Raw genomic sequence first — 23,427 nt, forward strand, 5'->3', positions numbered from 1 at the left:
TTGCTTCCTGGGCTTGAAATGAAAAAGGCCGGCTAGAAGCCGACCTTTTTAAAAAACAGATGGTGCCCAGGAGAGGACTCGAACCTCCACGATGTTGCCACCGCTAGGACCTGAACCTAGTGCGTCTACCAATTCCGCCACCTGGGCACGTTTCGCTTGCTGCGATGCGAAAGACCGAAATTATAGCGCGCTGACTGAGCCTGTCAACATAATTTCATTCGCGACGATAAAAATATTGCGCCACGAGCCCGTCACGCGCCGACCGGTTCCGCACGCTTCGCGGCGAAATTCCAGCGCTGCGCCTGGCTCGTATCGACGCGGGCGGGTAGCAGTCCAGCCGCCAGGAACGTATCGGCGATCTTCTGCTGTTCGCCGAAGTTTTGCGTGGTCGCCGCGCGGACGAGGTAGCTGCGTCGCGCATTCGCCCGCGCGATCGTCGCGGCATCGAGCCCCCAGATCGGTGCGAGCGTGTTCGCGGCCTCCTGCGGATGGTCGCGCAGCCACGCGCCGGCCAGCGACAGTTGGTCGAACAGAATCTGGACGACGTCGGGGCGCGCGGCGGCAAAGCTGCTCGATGCAAGGTAATAGCGCTGGTACGACGCGAGTCCGTTGCCGTCGGCCAGGATCCGTACGTCGGGATTCCGGTCGACCGACGCGACATAGGGGTCCCACGTGATCCATGCGTCCACGCTGCCGCGCTCGAACGCGGCGCGGCCGTCCGCGGGCGTCAGGTAATGGATCGCCACCTCGGCGGGCGCGAGCTTCGCGCGTGCGAGCGCGGCAAGCAGCAGGTAGTGGCTGCCGGCCGCCTTGGTGACCGCGATACGCCGGCCCTTGAGATCGGCGAGCGTGCGCAGCGCGCTGTCCTGCTTGACGACGATCGCCTGCGCTTTCGGCGAAGGCGCCTCCTGCGCGACGTACACGAAATGCGCATGCGCGGCCTGTGCGAAGACCGGGACCGTATCGGCCACATCGGCACTGAAGTCGACGGCGCCGACATTGAGCGCTTCGGTCAGCGGCAATCCGCTCGCGAATTCATGCCATGACACGCGCAGGCCGAGCGGCGTCAGCGCCTGCTCGAGCGTGCCGCGCGTCTTGAGCAGCGTGATCAGCGTCGACGACTTCTGGTAGCCGATGCGCAATGTGCCCGGCGCATTCTCGGCGTGCGCGCGGACGCCGGCGGCAGCGAGGCCTGCGGCCAGCATTGCGCGTGCGAACGCGCGGCGGTTCATCGACGTCATGAAGGGGGCTCCTCGTTGGATGCGTTGAAAGCGAGGCGGCTAACGTAACAACGGGAGAGGGTGATTGATAACCGATAAATTCTGCTATCGATCGGAGCGGCCGACATAAGGGCCGAAGACAGGCGCTTTGCTTCCTGGGCTTGAAATGAAAAAAGGCCGGCTAGAAGCCGACCTTTTCGAAAACAGATGGTGCCCAGGAGAGGACTCGGTCACCCGTGCGCGACCCCGGCTGCGCTTGCAAGCGCAGCCTTTCGAGTCCTCGCGCAAAGCGCGCAGGCGCTTTGCTTCCTGGGCTTGAAATGAAAAAGGCCGGCTAGAAGCCGGCCTTTTAAAAAACAGATGGTGCCCAGGAGAGGACTCGAACCTCCACGATGTTGCCACCGCTAGGACCTGAACCTAGTGCGTCTACCAATTCCGCCACCTGGGCACGTTTACGCTTGCTGCGATGCGAAAGACCGCAATTATAGCTGGTCCCGAGTGGCTGTCAACACAATTTCATCGAAGCCCCCAAAATATTCAGTCGCGCTCGATCGCACGTTCGCACCTCGACGAATCGGAGGCGCCCAGTTGCGGCGAGGTTCCGGTCCCGTGGTTCCGTATCGACGCGAGCCGGCCCCGCGGTCCGTGGTCAGGACCGGCAATTCGGACCACGAACTATTGCATGTCGGGCTGCAGGCGATTCGTGTCGCGGGGATGTCGCTGCCGGCCGCGGCCCTCTCGAACAAAGGCGAGTTCAAGATCCAGAGCGACGATTGCTTTTCCCGTGCACTCTACTGGATCTTCGCGGTCCTGATCCTGTGCACGATGGTGGCCGGATTCTCGCTGCACTTCCGCTGCACTTCATTACCAGCCAGATGTCTGGCGTTTCGTGTCGACGCGCAACAGGTTGCTCGCGTGCCGCCTGAGCCGGTGAAAGGGAGGGCTGGGGCGGGACCGCGTACGGCACGGTACGGCCGGCGGCGTCCGCCGGGCAAACGAAAAAGGTCGGCTTTCTCTGACCTTTTTGAATGCCGGAAGCACTTTGCTTCTTGGGCTGAAAATGAAAAAAGGCCGGCTAGAAGCCGACCTTTTTAAAAACAGATGGTGCCCAGGAGAGGACTCGAACCTCCACGATGTTGCCACCGCTAGGACCTGAACCTAGTGCGTCTACCAATTCCGCCACCTGGGCACGTTTTGCAGGAGCTGCTTGCTGCAAAGAAGCGAAATTATAGCGCCCCAATTATCCCTGTCAACACTTTTTTGCGATGCATCGCAAACCGGCCGTCGCCGCGCCTGCGGGCGGCATTCCCGACATTTGGCGACACGGGCGGGTGATAGAATGACCCGCCGCCGTCAATATAGAACTGTCAGACGGACACCTCTATGTTGATGCCGTGCACCATCAGTCAACGCAACGAGAACAATCATCGATGGAATCCGCACATCTGGAAACCATCATAGAAATCAAGTGCTTAGATGGTGTTGAAGTTCTGGTGGCACCGTATTGGCACCCAGGCAACCAAAATTCCAGACAGACATGGAACTCAAAGAACTACAGGCCAAGCTCAGGGAAGTGAACGTGCAGATCGCGGAGGCGCGAGCACAAGAGCGTCGGGAATGGCTCGCGACGGTCGCGGAACGCGTTCAAACACTCGGTATCAGTCAAGACGAACTACTACGCGCGGCTGGCTTCATGAAGCCTCGAAAACGCGCCGTGGCTAAGTATTACGACCCGTCGTCTGGGAAGAAGTGGTCAGGGAAAGGGCCGCGCCCAAGATGGCTTCAGGGAAAGAATCTGGACGCGTACTTGATTGATCAAGCGCACAAGGCTTGGTGGCCCGGAGAATAGGGGTTATGGCGCATCGCAAAATGGTACGCGATTTTCTATTCAACTATAACCATATCGACCATGAAAAAAGCCATAAAATCGCTTGACGAGTTCGCTGTTGTAGCCGCAGAGATCGAAAGATTTCCACGAGAAATGGATCGAATAGACGCATTCTGCGAATGTGTTCTTTCCCCCGAGGCGGTTCCAGCGTCACTGCTCAGCGGCGACCCTTTTTCGGTTGCCTATCGAGAGGCGTGCAAGGATTTTCTCGGTTCTATTTCAGGTGGAGAAAATTACTCTCCGGAGGTAAGCGAACGATCTGACTTTCTCGATGGATTCTCCGGAGATCACTACGTTCCGTCTGTATACCGGTACGAGGACAGCCGAATGCTGGGGGATTCGTTCAGCGCGGCGGGCTCGATATTGCAGATCATGAATGTTCGGAAGGGCGATAGCGTATTGGAGTACGGCGCCGGAGACGGGCAGATATCTCTTGCTCTTGCCAGGATGGGGTGCGATGTCTGGGTCATCGACATCGATGAGCGATATCTTGAAATCATCCAAAGGCAGGCGAAAGCGCTTGGCGTGAACATCAACACGGTCAAAGGCTTGTTCGGCGACGGCATCGATGGAAAGCAGTTTGATCGCGTCCTCTTCTACGAGGCTTTCCACCATAGCCTAGACCACGCCCACGTGCTGGCTCGCCTGCGCTCTGTGGTCAAACCGGACGGAAAGATTTTGCTCGCCGGGGAGCCCGTCATTCCGCAGAATGACTACTGGCGCCAGATCGTTCCGTTTGCGTGGGGGCCGAGGCTTGACGGGTTATCGTTGCGCGCCATGCGCAATTACGGTTGGTGTGAACTTGGATTCCAGCGCGAGTACTTCGTCGAGCGCATGATGCGCTCCGGTTGGCTCGTCAAGTTCACGAAGTGCCATGCAACAGCCCGCGGCGACATTTACGTGGCGGAACAATACGGCGATGCAGTAAACGTTGCCGATCCGTCGTATGTGATTGAGTCGTCGGCCGGAGACGATGGGTGGTATCCCGGCGAGGGAAATGCTCGTTGGACGAGGGGATCAGCATCGATCGGCATTGACGATTCCAGGCGCACGGAATCAATCGAACTTACGCTTCACAACTTCCTGCCCATCGATCGCAATGTCACGATTGCACGCGGCGAGTGTCTGGAAAAAATCAAGATCCGGGCCGGACGCGCTCAGCCCGTGATCGTGGGGGCATCGGACGCGGGGCGTCTGTCGATCCAGTGTGATCAGATTCGAATTTCTGATGTGATTCGCGGTTCGACAGACGATCGTTCTGTGGGGGTTGCAGTTTCTTTATTGAAATACATCGGTCCATCAAGATGTATTGTTAATCGACCGAATCGGCAATCAGAAACCCTTGTACGATAGCGTGGGGGCAGATGAATAAGTGATGACGATAGTCTGCCCCGGCGGCACAGCAACAGATGTATTGGTCGCCGTGGCTACTGTACTGCCGCCGAGCGTGATCGACGAAACCGTACCACCATTAACGATCGCGGTTACTGCCGCGCCGGTTGAGTTCGTCCATGTGAACGGCGATGCTCCGACCGTTACCGATCCGTTCAGCGGGTTGTAGCATGAGTTCTGCGTGACGTACTTCGTCGCGCCGGTACCGCCGTCAAAGATCGTGCCACCTGCATTCCCGCACACGTCGTTGTGGCTGATGATGTAATTATTCGAGGCTGCGACGCCCACATTGATGCCTGTGCTCGTATTCGAACCGCGTTGGGATACCGGGCCTGCTTGGACACCGATGATGCGCCAGTCGGTACTCGCTGCCGACACGTAATAGCCAGCTCCGCCATTGCCTGCGGCATGACCGCCAATCGTGCTCCAGTTCTTGACGTTGTTGGTTACGTGGAAGCCGCTCCCGCCATTGCCATCAAATAGGCCCGCGACCCAGTGCATCCCATCGATAAAACCCGTCCCAGTTGAACCGATGGTTGCGCCATCCCCTGCGGCCAAGCCACACCAGACGTTTGTGAAATGCGATTCGTAGATATTTCCAGTACCGATAGGTTGAATTAGGCACGATGCTGCGTTAATGCTGCCACTGATAACGCCGGCGCTATCAAAATCGCTGTTAGAAACGTTCAAAGAATAATTGTTTTCTCCGGCACCTGGGGTAACCGCAAGAGCGTAACCATTTCTGGTTACATTCGTATCGGAAATGAATGCAGTATCGCCATTCTTTAACAAAATCCCATAGTCAGGCTGTTGTCCTGACGGAGTTCCGGTAATTACAGAACCCTTAATCACGGCATTCGAATAATTCTGGAAAATCATCGCTGCCGAACCGGCTCCGGTTGCAGGCAGAAACATATTGATGTTCGTGAAGGAAGGATTTACTGCAAGGGACGAAGATGAAGCACCGGAAATATTGAACCCAACGAAATGCCCTTTCGATGCGACATTTCTAACAGTGATGCCATTTTGTGATGTAACGTAAGCGCCCGAAGTGCGGGTAACAGTTGATGCAAGCTGGATATCGCGTAATCCACCACCGGTACTGCTGAAAGTCAGCATATTACCAGTGGTGCTGTTGGTTGCTAATGTAGTAGCCCCAACCCCCCAACCTGCGATGGTTACTCCGATCGGAGCGGTGATGCTGGATACAATGCACGTCCCGGGAGGAAGAAGCAGTGTTCCACCATTAGAGCCAAAACTGTTGAGAGCGTTTGTGAACTTTGTCGTATCGTCGGTTGAACCATCGCATTTTGCGCCATAATCCAAAACACTGACGATATCAGAGAGCTTGCTCTGAACAGATCGCGCCGCAGCTCCAGTTCCACTCTGTTGAAACTGAATGTTGGAGGTCGCCCCAAGTGCAGTTGTAGCACCTGTGCCTCCACCAGAAATCCCCACCGTTCCAAACGTCGGGCCGACAGATGGTCCATTGGAGACAATGGCTTGCCCAGAGATAGACCCTGATGGGTTGATTAGTTGAGGCGGCACATATGTTGCGCCGAATGCAGATGCCGAAAGCAATCCGGCAATAAATGCGACGACCGAAGCGTTTCTCATTTCTATTCCTTGATCTATGCAGGAATTTGGTTAGGCGTTATAAACGGGTATTTTCTTAAGCGTGCCGCCTATGTAGATCGGCAAGTACTGCCACACTTGCGCGGGCAGCGCGAGTCCGCCGGACGATGCCGACGTAGACATACTCCCGGATGGGATATTTATGGTTTTAGAAATATCGAAATATGCGGCATTGCTATTCCCGTCGATATAATCAACGAGTGCCGGGTTGGGGAAGCTGATAGCAGAAACCGATGCGCCAGTAATATCATTCCCTACCACAGTAGAGCGCGACGCCGTACCAGAACCGGACAGTTGACGAATCCCATACGAGCAGGTATCGACTTTGTTTCCGCTGACCGTGATTCGACCAGTCTCCCACCCAGCGGTAAGCGCATTAATTAGAATGCCCTCGTTCACGGTCGAGAAAACCGCATTGCCGACGATGGCGACATCGGTCGAGTCATTCACGTTGATACCTTGACCACCGGAACCGGTAATCGTATTCCCGGTTACTGTGATGTTGGCATTGGCGCCAGTATTAAAATCTCCTGATTGCTCGACAGAAATGCCGATACTTCCTGCATTGACGATGTTGTTACCAGAGATCGTAATATTTCTATTCACATCCGGCGTTGCGCCGAATTTGCATACGCGCACACCATGCGCGTTATTCACCATCGTGTTGCCGATAAATGCTACGTCGGTGCACCGGTCTGCGCCTACGGCAGTACCAAAGTTTCCGATAAACATGTTACCTTGAACTGTGCCTTGGGTAACCCCGACTGAAAGGGCAAGTCCCCAGTCGCCGTTTTGCGAAAATTCACATCCGGAGACATTGAAGTTCACGACGTTGCTTGCAAGCGCAGCGCCGTCACCAGAACAGTTATAAAACCGACTATTCAGAAGACGGATATCAGATGTTTGGAATGCAATAAACCCCTGTGAATAATAAGTGGCGTTCCCAAAATCATGGAATGAACAATTCGTAATGCGAACACCTACTGCATGATCTAACGCTATAGAAACAGATTGAGTAAGCCCGTTCTTGGAACTTGCAAAAACAATGCCGTCAAGAGAAAGAGACCCCGCCCCGGTGTTGTATAGACCACGATTGTATCCGCCTATATTGATGCCGAGCGTCATCGCCGGGTCAAGATAGATTTGTGTGCCTGGCTCACCAACCCATGATGTTCCAGCGGGCCATGTCACAAAAGACTTAAGGCAATAATTCCCCGCAGGAAGAAACAATTTCTTCCCGTTGGTGCTGGCTTCATTTGTAGCGTTTTGAATTGCTGCGGAGTCATCTGTTACGCCATCGCCCTTAGCGCCGAAGTCCTTGAGACTAATAAAATCCTGAAGTCTAGAGCGAACCGTACGCGTTACAGCCCCTGAGCCACCCTCGTTATAAGAAAGTTTGGATGAGTTAATCGCTGCGCCGGAAGCCACAGTCGCGTCAGTGACGGTTCCATCGCCGGGAGTACCGATTGCAACGGTAGATCCAATTTTTACCGTTACTTTTCCGACGCCGACTGGGATGGGCGATGCGAATGTGAGAACCTTGCCGACTACTGTTGCTTGCGCATCATCCTGATACGCAGCATCGAAATAAATCCACGTGTTCGGGATGGAACCGGGAGCGGCGGTAAGATTAAGAACTGTAGTAGTTCCCGGCGTGAAATCGACCCCGGCGATGAACACGTCATCGACCATATCTCCGAGCAATCCACCCGTCACGTCGGAAGTGATCTGGTCCCAAATGAGATTGCCGTACTGGTCATAAACTACTTGTCGATATGTACCGGCGCCCCAGATAATAGCTTCGCCGCTAGCATCGAGAATGATCGGGTTGGTATTCAGGATGGTTTGTGCCGCATCCTGATAAGTATCTTTTTTGGTCGATGTATTCGGAATGTAGAAATACACAGACCCGCCGGCTAATGGCTTACCATTCCCGTCTAGAAATTGTGTTTTGGCGTTAGGCAGCAGAGTAGCCGTCATTTTTTACCTGCGCAGAAACATGGCGCTTGGCGCCCTATGCCGGACAATCCGGTTGTCTCTGCCCTAGGGAGACTGCTTAACGGGCTACCGCCGATTAGGTCGGCTAGACCTACTGCTTATGCTGCTTCCTTACTGCTTTGCGCAAGGGCTCGAATCCTTTTCACTACCAAGTCCATATCGTGATCGCGCGCGGAAAAGCCGCCGGGCCATGCATCTGGTGTTGAAATCGAGAATGAGTCTGAGCTCAGCCAGATAAAATCACGATCAGGATGAACGGCCCAATCGTTGATAATTTTGAACGGCCAACTGACCCAGCAATCCCGACCGTTGACAACAGAAACCATCGAGGCGAGTTCGCCTTCGTATTTCTGCCAATATTCTCGATTCGCGCCTTTGGGAGACTCAAAGCTATGGAGCATGCCGATCTTCTCGGGCTTGACGAATAGCGGGGTATAACGCGCGCGCCATGCTCCTAGACTGTGCCCCTCGACATTCCACACAACATCATCATTCACGATGTCGCGCGCCCATTCCCACATGTCCGCCATACCCTCATAGGCTCCAGCGGTTACTTTCGCGCCTTCTCCTACGTCTATCGGATCAAGGTCGATATCGCTGAACAGGTCACCAAATTTCCGTTGGCTAAAGCGCGTTCCGGAGATCGACAGATAGACGTTTTCAGCATCGCGGGACAGGCACGCTTGGTGCGAGGCATTCTGGTACTGACCTAGAAATTCTAGGCCGAGAGTGACGAATGCGGTGCGCGCCTTGTCTGTCGCGTCCAAATACGCTGCATTGGCACGTTCTGCCGCCGCGAGGATTTGATCGAAATCGATCATGCCGACGCAGGAGTCACGGTGGCCGCTGGTTGACCATAGACCATCAGCCAGTTGGTCAGCGCCAACGAGGCAGCCCCCAGCGCGATCTTGATCGTTGTCTGAGTTGCGGGATCGATCGGGAGCAGCGATACTAGGCCGATCACCTGCGGAATAACCGTATCGATCAGACTTTGCGCATTGGCGGCGTTCAGCGACGCAACAGCGGTGCAAATCTTGGCGTTTGCGGCAGTGAGTTTCGCCAGCTTTTCGTCACCCGGCATCGAGGCACTCAAATCGGCGAGTGTCGGCTGTACGACCAGGCATGCATTGCCGACTTGCTTTTGGGCATTTGCCGCCAGAGTGGCGACGTTCTGTTGTTGGGCTGCGGTGCATGCCGCAAGCGCGATGAGAGCAGCAATTGCGAGAAGCTTCTTCATTTCCTTTCCTTACTGTTGAGGCGCGGCCTTATCTGCTGCTTTCGCAGCGAATCGGGCGCGCAGGAGGTTGTATGTGGCGTGTAGGCCCGTGATTGCGAGGGACGCCACCACGAGCGGAACCGATGCGGGAACCGGCGCATGGAATCCGCCCATTCCCCACGCGACGAGAGGTTCGATGGTCGCGGCGCTCAATGTGACGCCGCCAGTAACAAAGCTGGAGGTTTTGTCCATATCAATTACCTTGAGAGAGTGCCCCCGGCTTTCAGATATGCGGCTTCGAGCTGCGCATATTCGTTGGTATGTTGTCCGTAAGGCGAACCCGGCAGGGAAGCCCAAATGTTGTTGACCTTTGCCAGAGCGCCTTGCAAATTTCCAGCGTCAATCAGGGGAAGGGCGCCGCGCTCCTTGAACTGTTGAAGAGCGTATTTGTCCTGAGACAATGGCGAGAAATCAGGCAAGCTAAGGCGCTTCTGATAAATCACCCACCAGCGATAGAGGATCTGGTATCTACCGGCTGCCGTAGACCCACATTGCGCGTTGTAAATGTTTGGATGCTTCGCGAAATTACTAAACGTCAGCGGGTTTTGTGGCGTGGCACCGACCAAGACCAGATACCCATCATCGGTTTGGGGCATTGCCAGAAGCGCAGTCCCAATCTCGCTGACCGCGATCACATCCAGCAACGCGACGCGGTTTTTACCACCCGCAGCCTGGGCGTCAATCGTTGCCATTCAACGTCCCCTTGCCGGCAGCCCAGCGCGCCAACTTATAGACCCATGCTGCGAGATTGATCGTTGTAAGGACGGCCGTAGCGACCATCACGTATTCAGGGATATGCGCCCCGAACCAATGGGCCGCCGTAACTGCCACTGCGGGCGTCGATGCTGCCGTGCTGATTGCGGCCGGATCTTTCATGTAAGTCTCAACGCAGAGATGTAGAATCACGCAAGCGAACTCCGGTTCGCTTACCTGTCTCTGCCCTCGGGAGACTCTTTGACGGGCCACCGTCGATTTGAGGTACGACTAGACCTATGACTGAATCAGAATTTCACGCCATTGGAATGGCGGTTGGTACAGCTGCCATTTATGGCATCAAATGTTCATTGGCCGAGCGAAAGCAACGCCGGCAAGCTCCCGGCTACGACTTTCGGACCGAACTTCGTTACCGCGTTGGCTACCGGTTGGGCAAACTGTGGGCGAGACGTAAGTAGTGCGGCAGTAGCTCGCTGCCCCAATTGCGTATATGGAAGCGAGCCAAGACCGATGCTTCCGAGAGTCATGAGCGTGGGGCCTGGGGCCGTTGTAAGTCCAGCAGCTATCCCACCCGGAGCCAAGAGCGCCATTAGACCGCGCCCAGCCGTTCCAGAGTCCGGATACTTCGAACCCAATACGCGCTGTCCAGCCCCGGAAAGGTCTTGCATTAAGGCATTACCCGTGGCTGTTGCCCCCTTCCCGACTGACTTGTCTGCGCTGCGCACCGCACTTTGGAGTTGGGCGGCTGTAAATACTCCTTCGTTGTTCATTGCGCCGGTCGAGGCAGCCGCAGCTCGAAGACGAGCAAAATTTGCCCAAGCTTCGTTTGCATTGGAAAGTTGTTGGCTCAATGCCGGTGGATTCACACGCGTCAAGTTTCCGTCCACCGAATCCCGCAAAGCACTGATGGCTGCGCCTAGTTGTCGATTATCGAACGAAGGGTCGCCGAGGTATCCCTTGGCAGTGCGCGCAAGTTCGCTTTGGACGCCTTTGAGAGTTTGGCCGTCCATATTCCCTTGCGGGCCAAGTTTGTCGAAAATCTGGGTCTTCAGAACGTTCATAAATGTGTTCTGTTGGGATTGTGGCAAAGACTGTGCCATCTGACCCAGATTTATCACTTCGCTCTGAAACTGAGGATCAACGCGCATCTGCATTTGGGGCAGAATCTTGTCGTAGACGGCACCGATCTTGTTCCCAACCTGTTCGATTCCCTCTTGGCCGACCTTCCCAGCGAACTTTTCTCCGATCGGAGCAAGTGCTTGGTTATAGGCCGCTTCATTGAACTGACCAACAGCGCGCTGCTGAGCGTTCTTGATAAGATCGCCGAGAACCGGAACGCTAGACAGTTTCGCTTCCGTCCGAGCAAAGCCCCCGCCCATAATCTGGCCCGGGGTGGGCGTCACTCCGGAATCCAGAAGAGTGCGCACATCGTCAGAGATTTGCGGGGAGACGACTCGTCCTGCGAGCATCGCAAGTGGCGACATTACGCCACCTGCGGCCGCACTGAGTCCGATCTGCTTCAGCTTTTCCGACCAAAAATCGGTAGGTTGCTGACCCGCAACCAGCGAAGTCAAATTGGCTGGATTGTCATTTTCGACAGGTGCCAATGCCCCCGTCGCCGCACTAAGCCCCGCGCCAATTGCGGTCGCACCAAGGTATCCGCGAGCGATAGGAGCGGCTGCCGCAAGCGGTGCGGTGGCAACTAGCGAGCCGCCAAGATTGCCAGCGCCGGCCGCAATCGGATGAGCCTGAGAGTATGGCGAATATTGCTGGTTCAGATTCTTCAAGCCCGAATTCGCATCATTCACAAGCCAGCTACCTGCGCGTCCGATCATACCCATCAGATCGCTACCGCTTTGCGTCATGCCCTGCGAATTTGAGCCGAGCGATTGCAGCCCGTGACCAAGCAACTGTTGCGCTCCGAGAACAGTAGAGCCAAATCCCTTTCCCAAGCCAGCGGCGAACGATTCAAGGCCGCCGGGTTGCTGACCTGATGCTGCCGGTTGTGGAGCAGTAGTCGGTTGGATAGCCTGTTTAGCACCTTGCTTCGGTTCAACAGGTAGCGCCGAGAACGGATCATTACCGGCAGCAGGGGCGGCCGCCTTATTCTGACCATCAACCGCCAGGCTCGAAAACGGATCGGCGCCCTGCGAAGATGCAGCCTGCATCACGGGTATTCCCGGAAGCGATGACTGTTGCTGTTTCTGAGGCATATTGAGCCGTCCGAAAACTTGTTGCGCATAAGGGCTGTTACCCGTTTGCGCTTGCTGCGATCCAGCACCGTCCTTGTATGCTGCTACGGCCTTACGCGGATCATTGAATCGATCAAGTTGCTGGCCGAGATACCACGACCCAACCTCGACACCAACCTGGGGATTGGTGAGGTCTTGCATGGTGTATTTCGTGCCATTGGCGGTGTTGTAATCGGAGAGAGCAGGGGCACGCACCTGCATCGCGCCGGCCGCACCTTGACCGCCCCCGCTCTTATTCCATGCGGAAGGGTTCCCGCTCGACTCTTGCTGAACAACAGCATTGATCAAGTTCGGGTCAAGATTGTGCTTGCGCGCAGATGCGAAGATGATGCCGCTCAGGTCCATTATTGACCGCCTCCCGGTTGAATGATCCCTTGACCGACGAGAGAGTTATAGTTGCTACGCAGTTGCTGAACCTGTTGAGGCGACATGCGTTCAAGCATTGCGCGGCGTTGCTTCGGGCTCATCGAGTCGTAGACGAATGCCTGCGGGTCAACAGCCTTGTTCCACTGCGATTGCCACTGGTTAAACTTGTCAGTCGTCAAGCCCGAGTTTTGGAACGCGTAGTCCTGCGCAGCACGCATCTTTTCGGCAGCCATCGTCTTGGCGAGAATGTCTTCGTTCGCCATCTTCGAAATTCCGGGGTTTGCGTTACCCGTCACGGCAGCATTCAGGCGCGCATCTGTGCCAGTGCCCAACGATCCAGATACCGAAGACGCGTAGTTCGTCAGGATCTTCTTGAACTCGTCGTAATCCTTTACTTCGCCAGTGAAACCGATCGCCTTCGCAGTATCCGGAGCCAGAGCATTGAAAAAAGACTTCGCTTGGTTGCGCCAGTCAGATCCTGGTCCGGTATTGATGCCGGCGAGCGCATCGCGAGCTTGCGACAGCAGGTTGAGGCGCATAGGGGCATCAGCTGCGGCATCGTGAAGCGTTTGGGCCGCAGTGTTGGATGTTCCCGCCTGGGCTGCCAAAGCCGTTTGCTGGCCCGGTCCTAGCGACGTTTGAAGGCCACCAGGGACGCCGCCTTGTTGTCCGTTTTCGCGTGGGAAACGCCCCGTATAGCCGCCCGCACCACCCATGCCCAACTGCTGTTCCTTCGTGATCGCATAATGGGCGCCCGTGTTTGGATCAACGACATCAACGTTTTGCGCTGCCTCACCCGGAGTAAGCGACTTGCTGATAGTCGTGACTTGCCCTTGTGGGGCACCAGTCATCGGGTTAAGCGGTACGATGTTGACCTGGGCGCCACTATCAATCGTCTGCACCTTCGGCATAAGTGCTTGGATCTTAGCCTCGCCAGACAGCGAATTCATGAGGTGATTGCGAACCCATCCGGCTTGAGCATTAGGATCGGAAGGAATCGACTGAATCTCTCGGACTCCTTGGTCAAGCGGCAACGTTCCGTTCTGAACGGCTTGCGTAATCTGCTGCACGATGGAACTTGACATGTCCGCTTTCCCGAGATTTGGGTCAAGCGCAAGCGATCCAATGCGGTTGCGGATATCCTGTTGTTGTTTCAATGCAAGATCGAGCTTGCCAGTATCATACTGAAGCTGGCTATTGCGCTGTTGTGCAATCTGCCCCATGAATTCGGGCAGGAAAGCGCCCGCGCCATTCTGGCTTGCGAGCGTCTGTAGTTTGTTGAAGTCTACGGAACCATCCGAATTGAGAGACTGCGAATAGGCGTCCGAGATCGCCTGATTCGCGTTCAACTTCATCGAATTCTGTTTAAGCGCGAGTAGGCCGGCAGCAGTCTGAATCGGCTGTTGGATCGCCTGAAACGGGTTCTGTTGAGTCTGAATTTGGAGGGGGATACTCGGATCGAGCGGCATGTTATCTCCTAGTACCCATAGCCGAGGCCACCAAGGCCGGACATTGAGGCAGTCGCAGCGTCGGCAGGATTAATGCCGGTGCTGAAATTCGCGCCATAGAATCCTCCACCGCTACCGGCACTGTTATTCATGAGTGAATAGAGCAGTCCATTACCTCCAAGCGACGATAATCCGCCTCCGATAGCATTTGCGGCACCAACCGTACCAGCAGCACGAGCATTTGCGCCAGACATAAGGATGTTGCCTGCATTAGATGCAGTCTGAAGCCCCGCATTGCCAACTCCCGCCGCAGCGTTCTCACCAAGACCGACAAGGCCCGACAACCGATTGAACTGATCGGTATTCACGCCGTAATTCGTCGCAAATTGCTGAAGGGCATTTTGATATTGCTGCTGGAATGTCTGATCTGCAAGGCCGGTTGTGTAGTCGGCCAGCCCTTTAGCCTGAGCACCTGAGAGGTTAAGGCCTTTTGCAGCAAGGGCATTGTTCGTATTCTTCATCCCCTGTTGCAGAGTGAACTGATATCCCGGCGTTTGTTCAAGCTGTGCCTGCGTGGGGTTAAAGCTGAACTGCATCCCTCCCAGTTTAGCAAGCTGATTCTGCATCCCTTGGATATTGTCAGTACCAAGGTTCATGTATGGCTGCAAGTTCTTCTGCATCTGCTGGAACTGCTGCCACTGAAGATTAGCCGCGTTATTTGCTGCGTCTGCCTGAGAGCTAGCAGCGTCCGAGGCCGCCCCGGCTTGCATGGCGGAACCCGCCAAGCCTGCTACCGCCGCACCACCGATTGCTGCCGCTACCATATCAACTCCCTTTTACAGCCACTTTTCGTATGTCGTTTCGACGGGCTCGAACTTCAAAAACTTAAACAGAGCCGATGCATCGTGTTGCACTTTGCTGCCAACAGCCCATCTCTTAACGCCGCGGCGCTTCAATTCCTTTTCCACGAACCGGAACATTCGAATGCCGGCCAACTCGGTACGCCGCTCCGGAGCTACGTAGAAAATGTCCGGCGAGCATGTGAGGCATGAGCGGTAATGAAGCCCCGGCGCGATGAAGCACACGAAGTAGGCCACAATCTCGCCAGCCTCACGACCGATTACCATCATCAACGAGCCATCTGCCTCGCGGGCTCGATACACTTCTTCTTGCGGCTCCAGCGCGATCCCATGATGGATATGCGTCGAAATTTCGCCATAGTGCTCTTCAAGCAACGGCTTCAGCTCGCCGTACACATCACTGAAACGCTCGATCGCGAATGTGATCACTAGAACCTCACATCAATTACAAGGTGAATCCGATCATCTGCGCTGTTGTTCACGACTTCATGCTCTAGCGAGTTTTCGAACCACCAGATCTCACCTGGCCTCATCCACACTTGCTCATCGGCACAGCGGAAGGTGTTACCCGGCTCGGATTGCAGAACAAGGTGATACCTATCCCAGTATTCCGCGTGCCAAGGAGAGTCAGCATGCGGAAAGATCCGACCTCCGGCCTTAAGGCGATTCACCATGCACCGACCGAGACGCGTTCCGCCAAGTGCAGTCATCAGCGCCATGATGTGGGCTCGTGCTTCAGGAAGCTCATTTACTTCCTGGCGCCACGGACATTCATGCAGGTCGTGACCAGCAAGCTTGTTTTGCTTGTACAACTCTTCTTCTTCGGCAGACGAGACTTGAACGTGATCTTGAAACCGCAAATAGATCGTGTCGGTGTCGCCAAAAGGCCCCTGCGGATATTTACGCAGGAAGTCGTCGGCCTTCCAAAGTTCAGGCTTCCGGTACAGTGCGTTAAGCAAGGGCGTTACATTGACGCCCTCTGCGATCTTCTGGAAATTGCGCATCAGCGAATTCCGCCCACTTGATAGACTTCCGAAGCGGTCGGAGTGATAGGGGACGCGGTATTGTTCGAGAACGTGACAGCCAACGTGTCGTTCGCACTGGCTCGGGCATTCACAATACCGAGGCCGGCTTGTGCAGTCGGCTTCGTCACATACACCACATCACCCACACGCAAACCCTTTACCGTGACCGTCTGTTCTGCGGTCGTGTTCGCGGCAACCGCCACCGGCGACCAAGTTACGGAAAGGTGATAGATGGATTGGATCGTATCGCCTGGAACTTGCTTAAACGTCAACGTGTTTGCGACGACATCATCAGTGGCGACGCCTTGGTAATTGCTCATTGATTAACTCCCACTCGTTTCATAGACGCCGCCCATAAGCGTCAAAGACCCTGCGGCGGACGCACTAGCCTGTAAAGTTGAACCAGCGCCCATGCTCAGGCCGATAGCAGGAGGCGGCACCCATGGTTGACCCGGAGACAGGGCAAACGTAGGAGCAAACTGATTTGCCGAGGACGGAGAACCGCCAGAAGGCACGTTGTACAAATTCACCGACACGACATTTGCAGAAGTATTCGTAATCGAAAGATTCGCAAGCGTCGAAACTGTTCCTGCCGGCACGGTATAAACCGTCACTGGACTTGTTGATAGCTGGACCGGAACGATTGGTACTGGAACGCGCTTCATTACTACCTCGGTAAAATCGTTACAGTCGGAGCGCTGGAGTACGTCACATTCACCTTGTCCCCGGCATTCAATTCAAGGATTGTTGACCCGACACCTACAGCGCCTTGCAGCAGCCCTTTCACATACACGCGGCTCGTTCCTACTGGGATTGCACTCGTCAATGTCAGTGTCGTGCCGACTAGGGATGCGATCTGGTCGTCGCCTTGGAACGCCGCATCGAAGAACAACCAAAGGCGCGAGATCGCGCCAAATGCATTCGGCAAAGTCAGCGTCGTGGTCGTGCCTGGCGTGAAATCCGGTCCCGAGACGAATGTTTTGTCAACGATGTCTGATGCCGAATTACCAACCGGCAGCACTGTTGGCCCTCGTTGAAGCGTCAGCGCCGTTACTGCGCCTCCAGTGATGTGGAATCCTTGGCGAGACGTGGCCGTATAGGTTGCGGGAGATGCGCCGAGCGTTACCGTGGACGCGGCCTGCGCATAGTCAGTATTCGCGGCCGGCGCAAACAGCATATCTATCAGCGAATCCGTGGACGGTTGCGCCATCGTCATTTCGCTAAGCTGGACATTCGAATCAATGGGGGGAAATGCGAATGTCTCCTCAATCCCCAAAACATCATCGATCGTCAATTGACCATCACCACCACTGGTTCCTCCAGTTCGGCGGAACAACTGGATGATGAAAAGAAACCACGCTTCCGTCCATTTGCCGGTCTTTGGGTCAATAGGCGGAACATCAATCAGCGGGACGTTTGCTTGCAGATTCGCCATGGTCACTGATTATTCGATTGCGCCTGCACCCACGCCCCAAGGAGTGCGGTCTTGACAGGTGCCGACCATGAAAGCTCGAAGACCCGATCGCGGGCCATTCCGAGCCGTTGAAACTGCAACGAAGTCAGGTATTCGCCCTCCATACCAAGGCTTGTGCTGATCGCGTTACCCCACGACTTACCGCGGCTATCGCTCCAGCGCAGGAAGACTGGAACTGGATCGTAGTTTTCACCGTTTCCAACCTCCATATTCGCGATAAATTCGCGATACCGAATTCGATCCGAGTTGTCATCCACACTATGCATGAATGACCGAATGCGCGGGATCGGATTTCCGTTATCCGTGTAGCTACTCACGTCCCATTTGTACAGATTGCCATTTTCCCAGTCTCCAACTACCGGAACGCCATTGATAAATGCATAGCAATTTGCACGATGGCGATGCAGATTCCCGTTCGTATCAACCCATGCAAGCTCGTTCCATTGCCCCGTGCTAAGGTCGAACTGCCACGTCTTATCGCTGACAGGGAAGGTCAACACGTAGAAAAAATGGCCTTCTATCTGGTACGAGAACCCGATTGCTTGTCCCAGATCCGGATAGGAGGCGATCTCGTTATCAATAGCAAAAGTGGAAATCTGAGACGCACTAAACTGTTCCGTCTTACAAACGACTGCGTTGCCTTGTGGCGACTGGGCCAACCAGTAAATATCCCCATCCATCTGGGATATGGACGCCGCCGATGTGCATCCAAACTGCATAAATACGCCTGGCAACCGGCTGAATGGGAATGGCGTGTCGCCAGCATCGAACCATACTTCTGTCGTTGCCTCCCCAAACAGATACGCATACCGCTTCGCGACAGCAACGGCAACCAGGTTGTCCGAATAGCCGGATTTTGATGCAAAGTCGGTCGCGTCGAAATTAACTTCGTTGACGAGCGAGATGTACCACTGGGCGGTGTCCGGACGGTTGAAAACCAAATACCCGTCAACAAAGTCAACTCTTGACGATCCGTAGAATCCAGCATTTGCAATTGCGGAAAAGACACCAGTAGAAAGCGTCACCTTCCATCCGCTATTGCTGCCGTCCACAATGACGAGCGTTGTACCATTGTCCACCATCGAGACGGGGCCAGTATCGCTCGAAATGTCGCCCAGATTAGTCAAGCTCCAATTGGCGTCTATCTTATAGACCGTTGAGCCACATACGCCGTACCCAAACCCGTCAGACGCCTCGAACAAACAACGCCATCCCGAACCAAGCGAAGGGATTGCCTGAGCCAGTAGAGTAAGCCCCGGCGTCTGGTAATACGTGAATGGGAACGGCGAGTCCTTCGTATTCTCTTCGGCATACAGATTGACGCAACGCTGCGCGTTCGCCACCAGTGACTTGGCGGAATACGCCCCGGTGGTCAACGGGAATTTCACGGCGTACTCCCGATCTGGAAATCACCGTAGATGTTGTAAGTTGCTCCGCGCTGCGGGCGCACCGCAGGCGGCAACTGGAGCTGCGGAATAGCGGTATTAGCCTCTTCGATGATTCGAAGGGATGCTTCCGCTTTCCCGCGCACAACATCGCTCACTGGCAGCCCGTAAAACGGGTAGAGCTCCAGTGTCAAGTTCCACATGAGCGCCGCGCTGTATTCCGGCGGCATCGCGATCTGATCGCTCAGATTCTGGAACTGCTGAAGCTGTTGCATGACCGTGATGTGAATCTCGTACATCGAGTTCGGCACCGGCCATACATACAGGTTACCCATCGGGTACGCCATATCGTAAAAGGCGAATCGAGGGAAAGCGTTCAGGTTCTTGATCGAGATCCGGTTGTAGTCCTCAGTCGAGCGAAGAATTTCCAGTGGGTAATCCACCGGCAGCGGAGTCTGCACGTTCTGACGAAAGAACGCCGATTCCAGTTTTGCAGGCCGCGCGACGTTGAAATCTCCGCCCGGCCCAACCGTATAGGAAATAGCGCCGGTAGCCTGTTTCGCCAGGGTCACAAGCTGGTAGATCATGTAACGGCGCCGCTGGAGCTGCGCCATCAACATGTTCAGCAAGTTAAATGCATCATTCACGTCCTCGGCCGACGCGACCTGGCCCACGCCCAAGACATTCGCCGTCTTGAGCGCGAGGTTAATCAGGTCACGCGGAGTGGTCGGGACCGGAACAGACATTTAATGGTTCGTCCAGCTATACGAACCATTTGAGTTCGTGCACATAACTTGAACAGCCAGCGTGCCGCCGCCCGTCGCGGTAGCCGCATACACCGGGCTCGCTGCCCCGTCCGTCTCGACTGCAATCAGACCAGACGACGACGCGTTGCATGTCGGAAGCGTTGCGTTCGTGTACTTCGCCGGTTGAAGCGAAACGCTGCCCGAGTTCTGACTCGACAGCGATCCACCGCAATAAGGCAGCGTCGAGCCAACACTTACGCCCTGCCAGTTGTAGTACGTGCTACCTTGCAGGAAATACGTGCCGCACTGCGTGTTGATGGTCGAGAAGCTATTGCTTGCGTTGAACTGAGCATGGGCCGGAGCCGAAAGCGCAGAAAATGCAACAGCGATAGCAGTCGCGGCGAAACTAAGAAACTTCTTCACGAAATTCTCCTGGTGGAAGGAAGTTACTACCCGAGGTATTCGAGCGCGATATGAACTGCATACTTCATTGCCCCGGCCGTTCCAGACGCGTAATTGCTTGTCTGATACGTGATGTTGGTGCTCGCCTTTGCGTAAATAACTTGCTGCCCTTGGGCGAATGCACCGGGAGCATTTGCGGTATTTGTTGACGTTACGGTTCCAGCCAGAAGGGCAACGCTGGAATCCTTGTCAGTCCAGCCAATACCAATATTGGGCAGCGTCGATGAAGCGGCATCGGCCGTAGTTTCAACTGCGTAGCACGAAACTCGATACATGCCCGCACCATTGGCAGGGACAGCATAAAGGGTCGTAGAGGCCACATTTGCGTTTAGGCTCGCGATATTTTGTTGCGCAACCTCAGCAGGAATTCCCATTCCGACTAGCGGGAAGCCCCCGTATTGGCTCAGCGGATTCGTAATCTTGGATACCGCTGGATTCGGATATGTGCCACTCAAATCTCCACCAGCAGCACCAGTAGGGGATGCCCCTCCGGTTACTGTCACTCCGCTTCCCAGTGTTACCCCATCAATCGAGCCTCCGAGGATGCTTACCGAATCCGACCGCTCACTACTCATCGACTGGCGCTGCGCCGGAAGTGATGCACCGACGTAGGCGAACGATTGGTCGAAGTAATTCCCGGACTGATAAAAGTAGACGCCTTGCTGTGTATAAACAGTCGAGTACGAACCGCTGTTATTGAATACGGGATTCGCCACCAATTACTCCTTCGCAGAATTGATCAATTCCCGCAATCGTTCAGGCCGCATCTTGTGGTGCGGCTTCAACCCCAGCGATTTGGCCTCAGCAAACAGGCGCTCACGCTCGGCGATTTCTTCTCGAAGCGACGGGGCGTCAGCTTCGTCAGCGCCCATTGCAGACGCCTCTTCGTCCTCGTCATGCACGATGACTTGCGAGCCATCTGCAAGCGTTACCCACTTGGGATACTCGGAGAACGTGTAGTCGGCCTTGAAATTGCGGCCATTGGAGAGGTTGATCCGGTTCATTAGTGATCCAAAAAAGGAGCCGAGGTATTCCCCCGGCTCCAAACCGCACCGGAGGAGAACTTAAACCTGGTCGGCCACGATACACGCCCATTCCGGACGAATCGCGGCATACCCGTACAGGATGTCAATACGGGTTACCAGCGAGTCCGACATGACGTCATAGGCGGTCAGGAGACGCATGCTGATGCCATCAAACTCGGCCCGCGCGGCCTCAACCACACCAGTCGTCGGCATTTCAAGGTCAGCCGTCGCAAGGGTGAAGGCTTCGGGGTAGTACGCCAGGTTCTGGCGATACTTGGTCGAAGCCGGAATCACGAGGCTGATCGCTGCGCTGTTGGCCGGCGATGCCGTGACCGTGTTGAACGCTGCCGGTGCCGGGACGATTGCGGGGTAGATCGGAATCGACGTAGCGCCCGAAGCAACGTTGGCGGTCACAACAAACTGACGCGCGACGCCTTGGTCTTGGCCGGTCAGGCGGTTGATCGCGTTGACGCCAGCGATCGTGATCAGGTCGCCCGCATTCAGCGTGCCGGTGATCGCGTTGACCGTCAGGGTATTGCCCGTTTGGCCTGCGCCGTTGACCGTACCGGCCGAGAACGTGCCCACGGTGTGAACGCGGGTCGTTTGATCCTGCATCCAGTCGAAGCCGAGGGTATCGGTCGAGATAATGCCGGTTTCGTACTGCTCGCTGATCTTGCGTTGCGGGTTGAACAGACCAGCCAGCGAAGCGGTGCTGCGCGCCATCGTCAGCGGGTCAAGGATGATCTTGCGATCCATTTCCGGCGCAAGGTTGCTGGTGATGTTCGCACCAGCCGACAGGAACGTCGATGCGTCCGGCGAAACGATGTTGCCACCACCATCCGTCTTGTAGACGATGTTGCACGACTGCTGCGCAACGCCCATCAGGTCGTTCGCCACGTACGCGGCGAGACGGTTGATAGCCGGCGCGAGAATGCGCTCGCTGTAGTCGTCCAACGACATCGTTTTCTCAGCCGTACCGAACGAAACCGGCACGTTCGCCTGGGTCGCAACCGTCAGCGTGGTGTTCTGTTCGTTGGTGCCTTGCGGCGTAATCGCCGGGCCCGTGTTGACGACGTAATCGTTCGGCAGGCGGATGCGCAGCGTGTTGCCGATCTTGGCGCCAGAGCGAGCGAACTGATCGTCGTACTGACGCGAAACCGTGCGAAGGAAAGCGTTGGACTGCGTGAAGAGGCGGACAGCCTCGTTCGTAATTTGATTGATTGTCAGGAGCCCGTTCGAGGCCATTGCAAATCTCCGAAAGCAAAAACATGGAAGCCATTTCTGGCGACTTGTCTCTGCCCTGCGGAGACCAACTTGACGGGCTCACCCGACGATTACGGCTCGTCTCAGCCTGTATCCCGAAGCACTACTAACCGCTAGTCGTGCCCCGGTAAATCACATCGTAGGCCTATAGTGAAACAATGCAACAAGGTGAAGCCTGTAATCCCCTGATACAACCCATAGCCAGTATTTCAGCACTTATCTATATAGAACGCGCAGAATATTGGCGATGCTTCGGCGGGAAACTACCTTAACGCTTCTTCCGCGCATTCTTGTTGCGCCATGCGATCCAAGCCTTTTGATCGCTCGGGTCAGGCTCGACGCCATCACCGCCGGCATTGCCGCGGCTGGTCACCGGATCGATAGGCGGCGGCACTTTGCTAACCTGCTTGGCAAATGCCTTGTTTGCCTTCTCCGACAGCTTGACCATTTCGATGCCCATCTGTACCGGGTCGAGCGATCCGATGCGAAGTGCTTCGTTCAGGTGCTCTGGCTTGCCGAGGTACGTCACCACCTTTTCCGCGCCGTCGATGCTTGTGAGTACCTTAAGGAAATCCGGGCCACCGATGCCCGCCATGTTCAGGTTCTGCACCGATTTTTCGAAGTCATCTCCAAACTCCTTCGCGCCGGCCTCGTTGATGGCCGCGATCTTGCGGTTCATCTCTCGATCGTTGAGCTTGCGCTCGGCCAGGGCGTCGGCCAGCTTCTCAATGTCTTGCGGCGGCGCTGCCGTGGTGGTTTGTGCCGAATCAGCAGGCGTTGCGGACTTCAGGCGCTCAATCTCCGCACGCAATGCGTCGCGCTCTTCCTCGGCCTTCCGTCGAGCCGCAGTGATCTCGCTGATGCGCTTCGGCACCCAGCTCGTGTCGTGCTGGGTCGTCTCTTGGGTGGTTTCCTGCGTCGTTTCGGTTGCAGTCTCCGTTGCGGTCGTTTCAACCGGGGTTTCGGTGACTTGTTCTGTTTGGATGTCGCTCATGGGT

24 protein-coding genes and 3 tRNA genes are annotated in these 23,427 nt (G+C 55.5%); 2 read left to right on the plus strand and 25 right to left on the minus strand.

The window, feature by feature from the left end:
- Nucleotides 1–60 precede the first annotated feature (60 nt).
- From QZM15_RS16105 to QZM15_RS16120, 4 genes are all read right to left on the minus strand, one after another.
- Nucleotides 61–147: transfer RNA gene (locus QZM15_RS16105), tRNA-Leu, on the minus strand.
- A gap of 104 nt (nt 148–251) precedes the next feature.
- Nucleotides 252–1,241, minus strand: coding sequence for an aliphatic sulfonate ABC transporter substrate-binding protein (locus QZM15_RS16110; RefSeq protein WP_302106721.1), 990 nt, complete (start codon nt 1,239–1,241; stop codon nt 252–254).
- Between the two features lie 340 nt (nt 1,242–1,581).
- A tRNA-Leu gene (locus tag QZM15_RS16115) sits at nt 1,582–1,668 on the minus strand.
- A 654-nt stretch (nt 1,669–2,322) separates the two neighbouring features.
- A tRNA-Leu gene (locus QZM15_RS16120) sits at nt 2,323–2,409 on the minus strand.
- A gap of 348 nt (nt 2,410–2,757) precedes the next feature.
- Here QZM15_RS16120 and QZM15_RS16125 point away from each other — a divergent pair.
- Together QZM15_RS16125 and QZM15_RS16130 are read left to right on the plus strand one after the other, a co-directional pair.
- The gene (locus tag QZM15_RS16125; RefSeq protein WP_302106722.1) at nt 2,758–3,069 is read left to right on the plus strand and encodes an H-NS histone family protein; all 312 of its coding nucleotides are present in this window, start codon (nt 2,758–2,760) and stop codon (nt 3,067–3,069) included.
- 60 nt (nt 3,070–3,129) lie between these two features.
- Complete coding sequence (locus tag QZM15_RS16130; RefSeq protein ID WP_302106723.1) at nt 3,130–4,461, plus strand: class I SAM-dependent methyltransferase; 1,332 nt, start codon at nt 3,130–3,132, stop codon at nt 4,459–4,461.
- On the opposite strand, the gene QZM15_RS16135 is transcribed toward QZM15_RS16130, so the two are convergent.
- The 21 genes from QZM15_RS16135 to QZM15_RS16235 all read right to left on the minus strand — a co-directional run bounded on the left by QZM15_RS16135 (nt 4,441) and on the right by QZM15_RS16235 (nt 23,423).
- Entirely contained in the window at nt 4,441–6,117 is a 1,677-nt protein-coding gene (locus QZM15_RS16135) for a glycosyl hydrolase family 28-related protein (RefSeq protein WP_302106724.1), read from the minus strand. The two genes, QZM15_RS16130 and QZM15_RS16135, sit on opposite strands and share 21 nt — an antisense overlap.
- A 30-nt stretch (nt 6,118–6,147) precedes the next feature.
- Nucleotides 6,148–8,115, minus strand: a complete 1,968-nt coding sequence (locus QZM15_RS16140; RefSeq protein WP_302106725.1) for a right-handed parallel beta-helix repeat-containing protein — start codon at nt 8,113–8,115, stop codon at nt 6,148–6,150.
- A 116-nt stretch (nt 8,116–8,231) separates the two neighbouring features.
- A complete protein-coding gene (locus tag QZM15_RS16145; protein WP_302106726.1) occupies nt 8,232–8,954 on the minus strand; it encodes a hypothetical protein in 723 nt (240 codons plus the stop codon).
- Entirely contained in the window at nt 8,951–9,370 is a 420-nt protein-coding gene (locus QZM15_RS16150) for a hypothetical protein (RefSeq protein WP_302106727.1), read from the minus strand. The genes QZM15_RS16145 and QZM15_RS16150 overlap by 4 nt, the downstream gene beginning before the upstream one ends.
- Before the next feature lie 9 nt (nt 9,371–9,379).
- On the minus strand, nt 9,380–9,601 hold the full coding sequence (locus tag QZM15_RS16155) for a hypothetical protein (RefSeq protein ID WP_302106728.1): 222 nt from the start codon (nt 9,599–9,601) through the stop codon (nt 9,380–9,382).
- Between the two features lie 5 nt (nt 9,602–9,606).
- On the minus strand, nt 9,607–10,101 hold the full coding sequence (locus QZM15_RS16160) for a glycoside hydrolase family 104 protein (RefSeq protein ID WP_302106729.1): 495 nt from the start codon (nt 10,099–10,101) through the stop codon (nt 9,607–9,609).
- On the minus strand, nt 10,088–10,285 hold the full coding sequence (locus tag QZM15_RS16165; RefSeq protein ID WP_302106730.1) for a hypothetical protein: 198 nt from the start codon (nt 10,283–10,285) through the stop codon (nt 10,088–10,090). The genes QZM15_RS16160 and QZM15_RS16165 overlap by 14 nt, the downstream gene beginning before the upstream one ends.
- A gap of 185 nt (nt 10,286–10,470) precedes the next feature.
- Entirely contained in the window at nt 10,471–12,720 is a 2,250-nt protein-coding gene (locus QZM15_RS16170) for a transglycosylase SLT domain-containing protein (RefSeq protein WP_302106731.1), read from the minus strand.
- Nucleotides 12,720–14,210, minus strand: a complete 1,491-nt coding sequence (locus tag QZM15_RS16175) for a hypothetical protein (protein WP_302106732.1) — start codon at nt 14,208–14,210, stop codon at nt 12,720–12,722. The genes QZM15_RS16170 and QZM15_RS16175 overlap by 1 nt, the downstream gene beginning before the upstream one ends.
- A gap of 8 nt (nt 14,211–14,218) precedes the next feature.
- Nucleotides 14,219–15,013, minus strand: a complete 795-nt coding sequence (locus tag QZM15_RS16180; protein ID WP_302106733.1) for a hypothetical protein — start codon at nt 15,011–15,013, stop codon at nt 14,219–14,221.
- Between the two features lie 12 nt (nt 15,014–15,025).
- Nucleotides 15,026–15,478 (minus strand): hypothetical protein, encoded by a 453-nt coding sequence (locus QZM15_RS16185; protein ID WP_060176662.1) that lies wholly within the window; start codon nt 15,476–15,478, stop codon nt 15,026–15,028.
- Nucleotides 15,478–16,053, minus strand: coding sequence for an aspartyl/asparaginyl beta-hydroxylase domain-containing protein (locus QZM15_RS16190; RefSeq protein ID WP_302106734.1), 576 nt, complete (start codon nt 16,051–16,053; stop codon nt 15,478–15,480). The genes QZM15_RS16185 and QZM15_RS16190 overlap by 1 nt, the downstream gene beginning before the upstream one ends.
- Nucleotides 16,053–16,394, minus strand: a complete 342-nt coding sequence (locus QZM15_RS16195) for a hypothetical protein (protein ID WP_302106735.1) — start codon at nt 16,392–16,394, stop codon at nt 16,053–16,055. Before QZM15_RS16195 ends, QZM15_RS16190 begins: the two co-directional genes overlap by 1 nt.
- Before the next feature lie 347 nt (nt 16,395–16,741).
- Complete coding sequence (locus tag QZM15_RS16200) at nt 16,742–17,509, minus strand: hypothetical protein (RefSeq protein ID WP_302106736.1); 768 nt, start codon at nt 17,507–17,509, stop codon at nt 16,742–16,744.
- Nucleotides 17,510–17,511: 2 nt separating this feature from the next.
- A complete protein-coding gene (locus tag QZM15_RS16205; RefSeq protein ID WP_302106737.1) occupies nt 17,512–18,936 on the minus strand; it encodes a hypothetical protein in 1,425 nt (474 codons plus the stop codon).
- Nucleotides 18,933–19,679 (minus strand): hypothetical protein, encoded by a 747-nt coding sequence (locus QZM15_RS16210; protein WP_302106738.1) that lies wholly within the window; start codon nt 19,677–19,679, stop codon nt 18,933–18,935. The genes QZM15_RS16205 and QZM15_RS16210 overlap by 4 nt, the downstream gene beginning before the upstream one ends.
- Nucleotides 19,680–20,102 (minus strand): hypothetical protein, encoded by a 423-nt coding sequence (locus QZM15_RS16215; RefSeq protein WP_302106739.1) that lies wholly within the window; start codon nt 20,100–20,102, stop codon nt 19,680–19,682. It abuts the gene before it with no gap.
- 26 nt (nt 20,103–20,128) lie between these two features.
- Nucleotides 20,129–20,857, minus strand: coding sequence for a hypothetical protein (locus QZM15_RS16220; RefSeq protein WP_302106740.1), 729 nt, complete (start codon nt 20,855–20,857; stop codon nt 20,129–20,131).
- A gap of 3 nt (nt 20,858–20,860) precedes the next feature.
- Nucleotides 20,861–21,145, minus strand: a complete 285-nt coding sequence (locus QZM15_RS16225) for a hypothetical protein (RefSeq protein WP_302106741.1) — start codon at nt 21,143–21,145, stop codon at nt 20,861–20,863.
- A gap of 60 nt (nt 21,146–21,205) precedes the next feature.
- Entirely contained in the window at nt 21,206–22,411 is a 1,206-nt protein-coding gene (locus QZM15_RS16230) for a P22 phage major capsid protein family protein (RefSeq protein WP_302106742.1), read from the minus strand.
- Nucleotides 22,412–22,697: 286 nt separating this feature from the next.
- Nucleotides 22,698–23,423, minus strand: coding sequence for a hypothetical protein (locus tag QZM15_RS16235; RefSeq protein WP_302106743.1), 726 nt, complete (start codon nt 23,421–23,423; stop codon nt 22,698–22,700).
- Between the last annotated feature and the right edge of the window lie 4 nt (nt 23,424–23,427).

Source organism: Burkholderia sp. AU44665 (genome assembly GCF_030504405.1).
Classification (GTDB): Bacteria; Pseudomonadota; Gammaproteobacteria; order Burkholderiales; family Burkholderiaceae; genus Burkholderia; species Burkholderia semiarida.

What these genes read in the sequence shown, in the direction of transcription:
- QZM15_RS16110 (WP_302106721.1), bottom strand. Translation starts at nt 1,241, where the DNA reads ATGACGTCGATGAACCGCCGCGCGTTCGCACGCGCAATGCTGGCCGCA.
- QZM15_RS16125 (WP_302106722.1), top strand. Translation starts at nt 2,758, where the DNA reads ATGGAACTCAAAGAACTACAGGCCAAGCTCAGGGAAGTGAACGTGCAG.
- QZM15_RS16130 (WP_302106723.1), top strand. Translation starts at nt 3,130, where the DNA reads ATGAAAAAAGCCATAAAATCGCTTGACGAGTTCGCTGTTGTAGCCGCA.
- QZM15_RS16135 (WP_302106724.1), bottom strand. Translation starts at nt 6,117, where the DNA reads ATGAGAAACGCTTCGGTCGTCGCATTTATTGCCGGATTGCTTTCGGCA.
- QZM15_RS16140 (WP_302106725.1), bottom strand. Translation starts at nt 8,115, where the DNA reads ATGACGGCTACTCTGCTGCCTAACGCCAAAACACAATTTCTAGACGGG.
- QZM15_RS16145 (WP_302106726.1), bottom strand. Translation starts at nt 8,954, where the DNA reads ATGATCGATTTCGATCAAATCCTCGCGGCGGCAGAACGTGCCAATGCA.
- QZM15_RS16150 (WP_302106727.1), bottom strand. Translation starts at nt 9,370, where the DNA reads ATGAAGAAGCTTCTCGCAATTGCTGCTCTCATCGCGCTTGCGGCATGC.
- QZM15_RS16155 (WP_302106728.1), bottom strand. Translation starts at nt 9,601, where the DNA reads ATGGACAAAACCTCCAGCTTTGTTACTGGCGGCGTCACATTGAGCGCC.
- QZM15_RS16160 (WP_302106729.1), bottom strand. Translation starts at nt 10,101, where the DNA reads ATGGCAACGATTGACGCCCAGGCTGCGGGTGGTAAAAACCGCGTCGCG.
- QZM15_RS16165 (WP_302106730.1), bottom strand. Translation starts at nt 10,285, where the DNA reads ATGAAAGATCCGGCCGCAATCAGCACGGCAGCATCGACGCCCGCAGTG.
- QZM15_RS16170 (WP_302106731.1), bottom strand. Translation starts at nt 12,720, where the DNA reads ATGGACCTGAGCGGCATCATCTTCGCATCTGCGCGCAAGCACAATCTT.
- QZM15_RS16175 (WP_302106732.1), bottom strand. Translation starts at nt 14,210, where the DNA reads ATGCCGCTCGATCCGAGTATCCCCCTCCAAATTCAGACTCAACAGAAC.
- QZM15_RS16180 (WP_302106733.1), bottom strand. Translation starts at nt 15,013, where the DNA reads ATGGTAGCGGCAGCAATCGGTGGTGCGGCGGTAGCAGGCTTGGCGGGT.
- QZM15_RS16190 (WP_302106734.1), bottom strand. Translation starts at nt 16,053, where the DNA reads ATGCGCAATTTCCAGAAGATCGCAGAGGGCGTCAATGTAACGCCCTTG.
- QZM15_RS16195 (WP_302106735.1), bottom strand. Translation starts at nt 16,394, where the DNA reads ATGAGCAATTACCAAGGCGTCGCCACTGATGATGTCGTCGCAAACACG.
- QZM15_RS16200 (WP_302106736.1), bottom strand. Translation starts at nt 17,509, where the DNA reads ATGGCGAATCTGCAAGCAAACGTCCCGCTGATTGATGTTCCGCCTATT.
- QZM15_RS16210 (WP_302106738.1), bottom strand. Translation starts at nt 19,679, where the DNA reads ATGTCTGTTCCGGTCCCGACCACTCCGCGTGACCTGATTAACCTCGCG.
- QZM15_RS16225 (WP_302106741.1), bottom strand. Translation starts at nt 21,145, where the DNA reads ATGAACCGGATCAACCTCTCCAATGGCCGCAATTTCAAGGCCGACTAC.
- QZM15_RS16230 (WP_302106742.1), bottom strand. Translation starts at nt 22,411, where the DNA reads ATGGCCTCGAACGGGCTCCTGACAATCAATCAAATTACGAACGAGGCT.
- QZM15_RS16235 (WP_302106743.1), bottom strand. Translation starts at nt 23,423, where the DNA reads ATGAGCGACATCCAAACAGAACAAGTCACCGAAACCCCGGTTGAAACG.